This is a genomic window from Mesorhizobium sp. M5C.F.Ca.IN.020.32.2.1, assembly GCF_004023105.1.
Taxonomy (GTDB): Bacteria; Pseudomonadota; Alphaproteobacteria; order Rhizobiales; family Rhizobiaceae; genus Mesorhizobium; species Mesorhizobium wenxiniae.
Map to the genome: position 1 here is coordinate 1 of NZ_RZSX01000166.1, position 9056 is coordinate 9056.

A 9056-nucleotide genomic window follows, 5' to 3' on the forward strand; every position below is an offset into this window, starting at 1 on the left:
ATTTAGCCCTGTATAGGTGTTTATCCGCCACAACGAACATCTCGGCATAGGTGGTCGGTCCGCTGAAGGCGACGCCGCCGATGCTTACCGAGAGGGGACAGGGTTGCCCGCCCGGGGAAAAATCCGCCTCGCGGATACGGCGCCGTATCCCCTCCGCGACCAGCCAGGAATGCGACGGGTCGGCGCCGGGAAGGAAGACTGCGAATTCCTCACCGCCAATTCGCCCGACGATGTCGGCGCCGCGCAGCTGGTCTTGAATGGTCTTGGCGATCAGCTTGAGGGCCTGATCGCCACAGTCGTGGCCGAGGCGATCGTTGACGGACTTGAAATGGTCGGCGTCGACAATCAGCAAGGCGCCGGAGCTGGCGACAGAATGGCTGCGAGCTTGCTCGAGATAGGCTTCGACAAGCACTGAAAACGCGCCGCGGTTGAACACCGCTGTCAGGCTGTCGGTCGCCGCGACAATTGTCAGTTCCTTTTGCGCGATTGCCAGCTGACGCATTTTCCACATCAGGAAAGACAGGAACGAACCGGCCAGCACCAGCGGCAGCAGCAGATCGGTGAGTTTCGCCCGCCACAGCGCTTCAGGCGACAGATACGGGAAATTGAAGGAATCGACGAAGAAGGCGGCGGCGATGCAGACCGCGGTGCCGACAACGGTGACGGCCACCACCCTGCCCCAACTCGTGGGGGAAAAATCGATCCGCATGCCATTGCTCCCGCTATGGCAGGCTATTTTGAAGCGGGAACACGAATGAAGTCCTAAGACTTTGCTTCAATTCGATCGTGATCGATCCGGATAATCCAAATCAGGCGAAGGCGCGGCCCTCTTCGCTGCGCTGGAACAGCGTCAGGTCAAGTGGCACCGAAGGCCGGCCGAGAACGGTCAGGATCGCGTGCGCCTGGCCGCGGTGATGGGTCTGGTGGTTGAAAAAATGATCAAGCGCCGGCGCCAATCGCTGCGAGACGGTGCGCATGTCGGAGACGGTCATGTAGGAGAAGCGGCCGGACAAAGCCTTGTCGCTTAACGCCCCGACCCAGTCGATAATCCTTTTGTCTTCGGCCTCGCGCGCCAGCTGCAAGCCCGGCAAGGCGCGGTGCAGGATCGTATCGAGCCTGGCCGGCGCGTCGCCCTCGCCGGTAAAGCGCCTCATCCAGATGCGGTCGGCAGTCAGAACATGGTTGAGCGTGCCCATCATAGAGCCGAAGAAAACCCCGACATTGCGGTGAAATTCTTCCTCGTCGAGATCGGCGGCGGCATCGTAGATGCGGCTATTGGCCCATTGATTGTAGGCCGCAAACATCATGAAGTGCTGTTTCATCTTTTTCTCCCGACCCGCGAGACCCCGTTTCGGGTGCCTACCGCATCGGCCCGAAACGTCGCTCTAGTAGACCGCAAGGAAGCTGCCGCCAATGACCATTCTGCTCTATGACCTCGTCGGACGCGATGCCGCCCGTCCGTTCAGCCCGCATTGCTGGAAGGCGACGATGGCGCTTGCCCACAAGGGGGTCGACATCTCAACCGTGCCGACGCGTTTTCTCGAAGTGCCCGCTGTTGAAGGCGGCGCTTCGAAACTCGTTCCAGTGATCCGCGACGGCGAGAAGGTGGTCGCCGATTCCTTCGCCATCGCGCTCTATCTCGATGAGGCCTATCCTGAGCGGCCGACATTGTTTTCCGGCGACGGCGGCAAGGCGATGGCGCGCTTCATCGAACGCTGGTCGCAACTGACCATCCACCCTTATGTCACCACTGCGGCGATCATGGACCTCCACGCCATGCAGGATGAGCCGAACGCCGCCTATTTCCGCCAGAGCCGCGAGCAGCGCTTCGGCAAGAGACTGGAAGAGGTGATGGCGGCGCGAGACCTCGGCCTTGGCGCCTTCCGCGCCTCGCTGGAGCCGTTGCGCTCGATGCTCACCTATCAGCCGTTCATCGGCGGCCAATCACCGCTGTTTGCCGACTACATCGTCTTCGGCGCGCTGCAATGGGCACGCATCGCCTCACCCTACCGGTTGCTCGACGACAGCGATGTGGTGGCGCAGTGGTTCGAGCGCTGCCTCGATTTGCATGGCGGCCTCGGCCGCAAGGTGGCGGCGGCTGCCGCATAGGGCAGTAAGGCAGTAGGTATGCGCACCGCCATGACTTACTGCCCTACTCCCCTACTCCCCTAACAAAGGCAGCACGACCCCATGACGTCAGGCCCGGAATTCCCGGACGATTTTCGCGCCGAGTTGAGCAACCTCTTCCTGTGGCGGCGGGACGTCAGGCGATTCAGGCCGACGCCGCTTCCGGAAGGCGCTCTGGAGCGGCTGCTTGACCTCGCCAGCATTGCGCCCTCGGTCGGGCTGAGCCAGCCCTGGCGTTTCGTCATGGTCGAGAGTGCGGAATGCCGCGCCGCGGTCAGGACATGCTTCGAGCGCTGCAATGCAGAGGCGCTTACATCGCTCGACGGCGAACGCGCCGCGCTCTATGCACGCCTGAAGCTCGCCGGCTTGAACGAGGCGCCCTGTCAATTCGCGGTTTTCGCCGACCGCGCGACAGAACAGGGACATGGGCTGGGCCGCCTGACCATGCCCGCGACCATCGAATATTCGGCGGTGATGGCGATCCACACCTTTTGGCTGGCGGCGCGCGCGGAAGGAATAGGCATGGGCTGGGTCTCGATTCTCGATCCGGCCGAAATGGCAACGATCCTGGACGCGCCGCCGGAGCGGACGCTGATCGGTTACTTCTGCGTCGGCTACCCGAGCGAGAACCACAGCGTGCCGGAACTGGAACGGGAGGGCTGGGAAATTCGGCGCGCTTCGACCGTGATAAGGCGGTAGTGCAACGGCAACGCTGTCAATCTCCTCTTGACGGCCTTGACCTGAGGAAGGGCCAAAATGTTTCGCTACGACGTGCAGGCTGAGATCTGGGTCTATCCAGGCAAGGGCGGCTGGCATTTCGTGACGCTGCCGCCGGAGCTTGGGGCACGGATCAAGACGGCGACGGCGGGGATGGCGCGGCCCTGGGGCTCGCTTGGCGTGGAAGCCATCATCGGCCAGACCAGATGGCGGACATCGCTGTTTCCTGACAAGAAGTCCGGCAGCCTGCTCTTGCCGATCAAGACGGCGGTCCGGGTCCGCGAAGGCCTTCGGGCTGGCGACACGGCCAACCTGACGATCGAGATGCAGTTATGACAACATGGGTTCTGGCTGACGGCGACACGCTATGCGGCGGCTAGGGCTAGCCTCCCCTTGGCAAGCCGGCGGGCGGCTTGTATAGAGCGCGCCACCCTGAATTCCACTCTCCATCACAAGGACGATCCCATGGCGCTCGAACGCACCTTTTCCATGATCAAGCCGGACGCGACCCGACGCAATCTCACCGGCGCCATTACCCGGATGCTCGAAGAAGCCGGCCTGCGCGTCATCGCTTCGCGCCGGGTGTGGATGAGCCGCCGCGAGGCGGAAGGCTTTTATGCCGTCCACAAGGATCGTCCGTTCTTCGGCGAGCTGGTGGAGTCCATGTCGTCGGGCCCAACCGTCGTGCAGGTGCTGGAAGGCGAGAACGCGATTGCCAAAAACCGCGACGTGATGGGCGCCACCAACCCGGCCAACGCCGTCGAAGGCACCATCCGCAAGGTGCACGCGCTGTCGATCGGCGAGAATTCCGTGCACGGCTCCGACGCGCCGGAGACCGCCGCGCAGGAGATCAAATACTGGTTCTCGGACACAGAGATCGTGGGCTGAGCCGATAAGTCCATCACCACGTCACATGAAAAAAAGGCCGGCGCAATGCTGGCCTTTTTTCGTTGCGGCGATCCTGCACCGGACGGCGACGCCCCTCCAACCGCGCATGATGCTCAAAACCGAAACCGGTTTGAACGATCAGCTCACGGCGTTGAAGCGCAGAATGACACGGCCGTCCTTGTCGGCGATAACAAGCTTGCCGGCGTCGACATGGTACGACGCCGCCTTGGCCAGCGCCTCGAACAGCGCCTTTTCCTCGGCCATGATCTCGGGCGCGCAGGCTTTGAAGGTCGAACCGATGTCATTGATGGCGATCGTCGAACCATCGACTTTCGCGATGGCGAAGTAGACGTTGCAAGGACCGCTGCCGCCGGCCTTGCCGGCCTCGCTGATCCTGAACGTCGCCTGCGGCTCGGCGATCACACCAATGCCGTCGATATACTCGATCAGCCAGCTCTGCCCGAACACCGACGCCGACGCCGGCTGCTCGCTCGACGTCACCATCTTCAGCATGATGGTCTGCGGCGCGTCGCTCAGCGGATCGACGTGGTGGCGCATATCGGAGATGAACAACAGCCTGTCGTCGACGGTGATGCGCGCCTGCAGCACATAGGTCATATCAGGCCGGATCACCTGGGGATCGAAGCTGATCTCGAACTTGATCGGCACCTGGCCGGCCGGCGTCATCTTGCGCTCGCCGATGACAGCGGCCGGCGCACTGGCCTGCGAGACATTGGCAAGCTGCACGAAAAGCACGGCGTTGGGCGGCAGCGCGATGCGCTCGCGATACGTCACCTCGCCCTTCAGGGTCTTCTCGGCAGCGACGGACAACTCAGGCACCAGTATACCAACGACCAGCGGCATGACACCGAAGAGGAAGAACTTGGCGATCTTGCCCAGCATGATCCTGCTCCCCCAGCGCACCAAACTGGTCGCAACGTCTCGCAGGATTGCGGTGGTTCCGTGGCGCCCCACACACGCACTGTTCGCACGGCGGTGCCATCCGGCTTGTGGTCTTCGTTCGTCGGCCGCCTTGGCATGACCGGCATTATGCTCAAGCCAGGTCCCAGGCGATCACGAAGTCGTGTACCCCAAAAGATGTAACACAGCGGCCTCCGGACCGAACTTACCAATGCGCGCTTGAGGAACGGGCGCGCAACAACCCAATCGGAGGTGAAATCATGACAACGAGATCAACCGTGAGCGCAGCCTTTCTGGCCGGCGCCGTTGCCACGGCTCTTGCTTCTTTTGCGACGGCCGCGCCGCTATCCGAGGCAGAGGCCAAGGCGGCGATGGATGCCGGCAAGGAGAAGTGCTTTGGCGTCGCCCTGAAGGGGCAGAACGACTGCGCGGCAGGACCTGGCACTACCTGCCAAGGCACCTCGACTGTCGATTACCAAGGCAACGCCTGGAAGTTTGTCGACGGCGGCACCTGCACGACGATGGACCTACCCGGCGACCGCAAGGGCTCGCCCACGGAACTGACCCGCGACATCCCGTCGTAAGCAATGCAACTGCCCGGAAAGCGGAGATGAAGATGAACGGACTGGCCCCAGCATTCCGCATGTCGAAAACCTCGCGCTTTCCGGCACACCCGGTCGCCGGCCTTGCCGGGACCAGTTTCAAGCATGAACATTCGCACGCGATCATTGCCGGCGGCAGCAAGGACGGTTTCTTCGAGGTCCACGCCGAAAACTATATGGCAGCCGGCGGCCCGCCTCACGATGCGTTGACCAAGATCCGCCGCGACTATCCCGTTTCGCTGCACGGGGTGTGCATGTCGATCGGCGGACCGCGGCCGCTCGACAAAGCGCATCTCGGCCGTTTCAAGGCGCTCGTCGACCGCTATGAGCCGGCGCTCGTTTCCGAGCATCTCGCCTGGTCGACCCACGACACCACCTATTATAACGACCTGCTTCCGCTGCCCTATACGCCGGCAACGGTTTCGCGGGTCGCGGATCACATCGACGAAATGCAGCGGGCGATCGGCCGCCCGATCCTGCTCGAGAACCCCTCGACCTACGTCCTTTTCCCGGAATCGACGATGAGCGAGACAGATTTCATTCGCGAGCTGGTGCGGCGTACCGGTTGCGGCCTGCTGCTCGACGTCAACAACGTGTTCGTTTCGGCCACCAATCACGGCTATTCAGCCCTTTCCTACCTCGCGGATTTCCCGCTCGAACATATCGGCGAAATCCATCTGGCCGGGCACGCCGAGCAGGAGGATGACGAGGGCGATGTGCTGCTCATCGACAGCCATGACGGCCCGGTCGCCGACGCGGTCTGGAAGCTCTTCGATGTCGTCATCGGCCGATGCGGGCCGCTTCCTACACTGATCGAATGGGACAGCGACATTCCCGACTGGCCGGTGCTCAAGGCGGAGGCGGCCGCCGCCCAGGCGATCCTAGACCGTCACGCCGACAGCGATTACATATTCGGAAAAGCCCATGCCGCAGGATGAGCTCCAGTCATGCGATCTCGGCCACCGGTTTGACTATGCCGCGGCTTTCACCGCCGGTTTGCTCGATCCTGACCGCGCCCCGCCTGACGCTGTCTCGGGGCCGAACGGGAAGGCTGCAGTCAAGCGATATGCCGTCTACCGCAACAACGTCACGGTCAGCCTGATCGATGCGCTAGCCGCCAGCTTTCCAGCGACGCTGCGCATCACCGGCCCGGACTTCTTTCGCGCTATGGCGCGCTTTCACGTTCGCGAAACACCGCCCACCTCGCCGCTTCTATTCGAATACGGGCGCGACTTTCCCGATTTCATCGAGCGCTACGAATACGCGCAGTCGATGCCGTGGCTGGCCGACGTGGCGCGCATGGAGCGGGCTTGGCTCGACGCCTATCATGCCTCCGACGCGGAACCGTTGGCTTCCGGAGCACTGGCGTCGATCCCGCCCGAACGACTGGCCGATACCGTGTTCGTGCCGCACCCGGCAACGCGCGCCATACGCTCGCGCTATCCGGTCGTGACGATCTTCGCGGCAAACCGGAGCGACGGTCCTGTCGGGCGGATCGACGCAAACGGCCGTGAAGATGCGCTGATCACGCGGCCCGGCCTCGAAGTCTATGTCCTCCATATGCCGCCCGGCAGCGCGGTTTTTCTGGATCGCCTCATGGCGGGTGAGCCGCTCGGCGCGGCGGCCGCGGCAGCGTTTGCGGAGCGTGCCGAATTCGACCTTTCCGCCAACATTGCCGACCTGCTGCAAGCAGGCGCCTTCACAGCGGCACACCAGGGAGGATGAGCATGACGAACCATGGGCAGAACGCCAGCATCGAGCCGCGAGGGATCGCTGCCCTCGTCGAGAGGGTGAATGCCGCCCTTCGCACGAGTGCAACACCGTCGCTGACGCAGCTCGTCCTGCGATGCGCACTCGCCGTCCCGTTCTGGCGGTCCGGCGTCAACAAATGGGACGGTTTTTTACAGTTGAACGATGTCGCATTGCTGCTTTTCAGCTCGGAGCTCAAGCTGCATCTGCCCGGCGGCCCTTACAACTTCCCCGCACCTGGGCTGGTTGCGTTCGCCTCAGGGTCGGCGGAAATCCTGCTGCCAATTCTCCTTGTTCTTGGGCTGGCGACACGACTGGCGGCATTCGGGCTGCTGCTGATGACGTTGATCATACAGCTCACCGTGCCGGAAGGCTGGCCGCTGCACATCACCTGGGCGGCGATGGCGCTCGGCATCATGGCGTGGGGACCCGGCCGGATTGCGCTCGATCACTGGATCGGCACCGACAAGGGCTGATCGAGGGCTGATGGGTTTCCACACGTCAATTTCGCTTCCAGCGGCTTGCGGCCTCGTCGTCGGCCTCCTTGGCATCGACCCAGCCGCCTTGCGAGCCGTCGGTGTGGTGTTCCTTCTTCCAGAACGGCGCGCGCGATTTCAGGTAATCCATCAGGAAGTTCGCCGCCTCGAATGCCGCCTGCCGGTGCGTGGAGGCAGCGACCACCAGCACGATGTTCTCACCGGGCGCGACCCTGCCATGGCGATGGATGGCGGTGAGGCCCTGCAGCGGCCAGCGGTGAACCGCCTCGGCGGCGATGCGGCCGATCTCGGCCTCGGCCATGCCGGGATAATGTTCGAGTTCGAGTGCCGCGAGCCTGCCCGCTTCATCGCGGCAGAGACCCGAGAAAGTCACCACGGCGCCGATGTCGGCGCGGCCTTGCGTCATCTTAGCGATCTCTGCGGCGACATCGAAATCCTCCGCCTGGATACGCACCGTCGGCACCACCGCGCCGGGCATTTCAGCCACCCGTCATTGGCGGGAACAGCGCGATCTCGCGCGCGCCGGCGATCTTCTCGCGGTGCTCGACATGTTCCTGGTTGATGGCGACGCGGATCACATCAGGATATTGCAGCGCGTGCTCGTACTCCTCGCCACGCGATTTCAGCCAGCGCAGCAGGTCGGCCACCGTCTCGATGCCGGCGGGCAATTCGAGATCCTCTTGCGGCTTGCCGATCCGCTCGCGCACCCAGGCAAAATAAATGAGCCTCGTCGACATCCTACTCGTCCATGATGTGCTTGAGGCCGGCGCGGAAATAGTCGTAGCCGGTGTAGAGCGTGACCAAGGCGGCGATCCACAACAGCACGAGCCCGGTCTGGGTGGTCAGCGGGAAGATCTTGTCGCCGGCAGGTCCGGCGAGCAGGAAGGCGATGGCGACCATCTGGATGGTTGTCTTCCACTTTGCCAGCTGCGTCACCGGTACCGAGACCTTCAGCGCCGCCAGATATTCGCGCAGGCCCGAGACCAGGATCTCGCGGCACAGGATGATGATCGCCGCCCACAGCGACCAGCCTGCGATGCCGGCATGGCGATCGGTGTCGGCCGCCAGCAGCAGCAGACAAGTGGCGACCAGCAACTTGTCGGCGATTGGATCGAGCATCTTGCCGATATTCGAGGTCTGCTGCCAGGCGCGCGCCAAATAGCCGTCGAAATAATCGGTGATCGAGGCCAGCAGAAAAATGATCAACGCCGACCAGCGGGCGAAGTCGCTCGACTTCAGATGCCCTTCGAGAAAAAAACACAGCACAACCAGCGGCACCGCGAGAATGCGGACGTAGGTGAGCATGTTGGGCAGGTTGAATGCGCGCTGGGCCATATTTTTGGGAACTCTTTCTGCCTGCCTACTCAAATCAGAAGCGAATGTGGGGGGTCAACAGGCGATAGTCGATGGACCAACCGAAAATAGCCGAATCCATCAGCTCTCGTGAAAATGATTGTAGACCAGCTTCGCCACCTGCTCGGAAATGCCGTCGACCTTGACCAAATCCTCGATCGCGGCGCGGCTGACCGCCTTGGCGGTGCCGAAATGCATGAGC

15 protein-coding genes are annotated in these 9056 nt (G+C 62.8%); 8 read left to right on the top strand and 7 right to left on the bottom strand.

Going from position 1 to position 9056, the window contains the following annotated elements; all coding sequences use genetic code 11:
- Together EOA86_RS11015 and EOA86_RS11020 are read right to left on the bottom strand one after the other, a co-directional pair.
- A partial coding sequence (locus tag EOA86_RS11015; RefSeq protein WP_164891678.1) for a GGDEF domain-containing protein occupies window positions 1-709 on the bottom strand: 709 nt, incomplete at its 3' end.
- A gap of 100 nt (window positions 710-809) precedes the next feature.
- Window positions 810-1322 carry a DinB family protein gene (locus EOA86_RS11020; RefSeq protein WP_065008961.1) on the bottom strand — a complete coding sequence of 171 codons (513 nt, stop codon included), beginning with the start codon at window positions 1320-1322 and terminating at the stop codon, window positions 810-812.
- A gap of 91 nt (window positions 1323-1413) precedes the next feature.
- On the opposite strand from EOA86_RS11020, the gene EOA86_RS11025 reads away from it, so the two are divergent.
- The 4 genes from EOA86_RS11025 to ndk all read left to right on the top strand — a co-directional run bounded on the left by EOA86_RS11025 (window position 1414) and on the right by ndk (window position 3732).
- Window positions 1414-2109, top strand: a complete 696-nt coding sequence (locus tag EOA86_RS11025; RefSeq protein WP_127210805.1) for a glutathione S-transferase family protein — start codon at window positions 1414-1416, stop codon at window positions 2107-2109.
- A gap of 81 nt (window positions 2110-2190) precedes the next feature.
- The gene (gene bluB / locus EOA86_RS11030) at window positions 2191-2826 is read left to right on the top strand and encodes a 5,6-dimethylbenzimidazole synthase (RefSeq protein WP_128341649.1); all 636 of its coding nucleotides are present in this window, start codon (window positions 2191-2193) and stop codon (window positions 2824-2826) included.
- Window positions 2827-2883: 57 nt separating this feature from the next.
- Window positions 2884-3180 carry a DUF1905 domain-containing protein gene (locus EOA86_RS11035; protein ID WP_029354315.1) on the top strand — a complete coding sequence of 99 codons (297 nt, stop codon included), beginning with the start codon at window positions 2884-2886 and terminating at the stop codon, window positions 3178-3180.
- A 129-nt stretch (window positions 3181-3309) separates the two neighbouring features.
- Window positions 3310-3732, top strand: a complete 423-nt coding sequence (ndk, locus tag EOA86_RS11040) for a nucleoside-diphosphate kinase (RefSeq protein WP_128341651.1) — start codon at window positions 3310-3312, stop codon at window positions 3730-3732.
- Window positions 3733-3870: 138 nt separating this feature from the next.
- Here the strand turns inward: ndk and EOA86_RS11045 are convergent, their stop codons facing one another.
- A complete protein-coding gene (locus tag EOA86_RS11045) occupies window positions 3871-4635 on the bottom strand; it encodes a YbaY family lipoprotein (protein WP_128341653.1) in 765 nt (254 codons plus the stop codon).
- A gap of 278 nt (window positions 4636-4913) precedes the next feature.
- Between EOA86_RS11045 and EOA86_RS11050 the strand changes: the two genes are divergently transcribed.
- From EOA86_RS11050 to EOA86_RS11065, 4 genes are read left to right on the top strand one after another with little or no spacing between them, the layout of a single operon-like run.
- Window positions 4914-5237 carry a DUF2282 domain-containing protein gene (locus EOA86_RS11050; RefSeq protein ID WP_164759703.1) on the top strand — a complete coding sequence of 108 codons (324 nt, stop codon included), beginning with the start codon at window positions 4914-4916 and terminating at the stop codon, window positions 5235-5237.
- A 32-nt stretch (window positions 5238-5269) separates the two neighbouring features.
- Window positions 5270-6193 (top strand): DUF692 domain-containing protein, encoded by a 924-nt coding sequence (locus EOA86_RS11055; protein ID WP_127210472.1) that lies wholly within the window; start codon window positions 5270-5272, stop codon window positions 6191-6193.
- The gene (locus EOA86_RS11060; RefSeq protein ID WP_128341656.1) at window positions 6180-6980 is read left to right on the top strand and encodes a DNA-binding domain-containing protein; all 801 of its coding nucleotides are present in this window, start codon (window positions 6180-6182) and stop codon (window positions 6978-6980) included. Before EOA86_RS11055 ends, EOA86_RS11060 begins: the two co-directional genes overlap by 14 nt.
- 2 nt (window positions 6981-6982) lie before the next feature.
- Entirely contained in the window at window positions 6983-7480 is a 498-nt protein-coding gene (locus EOA86_RS11065; RefSeq protein ID WP_127210474.1) for a DoxX family protein, read from the top strand.
- Window positions 7481-7505: 25 nt separating this feature from the next.
- On the opposite strand, the gene EOA86_RS11070 is transcribed toward EOA86_RS11065, so the two are convergent.
- The 4 genes from EOA86_RS11070 to EOA86_RS41180 form a co-directional block, all read right to left on the bottom strand.
- Window positions 7506-7979 (bottom strand): molybdenum cofactor biosynthesis protein MoaE, encoded by a 474-nt coding sequence (locus tag EOA86_RS11070; protein ID WP_128341658.1) that lies wholly within the window; start codon window positions 7977-7979, stop codon window positions 7506-7508.
- A gap of 1 nt (window position 7980) precedes the next feature.
- A complete protein-coding gene (gene moaD / locus EOA86_RS11075; RefSeq protein WP_128341660.1) occupies window positions 7981-8238 on the bottom strand; it encodes a molybdopterin converting factor subunit 1 in 258 nt (85 codons plus the stop codon).
- A gap of 1 nt (window position 8239) precedes the next feature.
- Window positions 8240-8836, bottom strand: a complete 597-nt coding sequence (gene pgsA, locus EOA86_RS11080) for a CDP-diacylglycerol--glycerol-3-phosphate 3-phosphatidyltransferase (RefSeq protein ID WP_065008950.1) — start codon at window positions 8834-8836, stop codon at window positions 8240-8242.
- Between the two features lie 99 nt (window positions 8837-8935).
- On the bottom strand, window positions 8936-9056 hold a 121-nt coding region (locus EOA86_RS41180; protein WP_164891679.1), incomplete at its 5' end, for a helix-hairpin-helix domain-containing protein.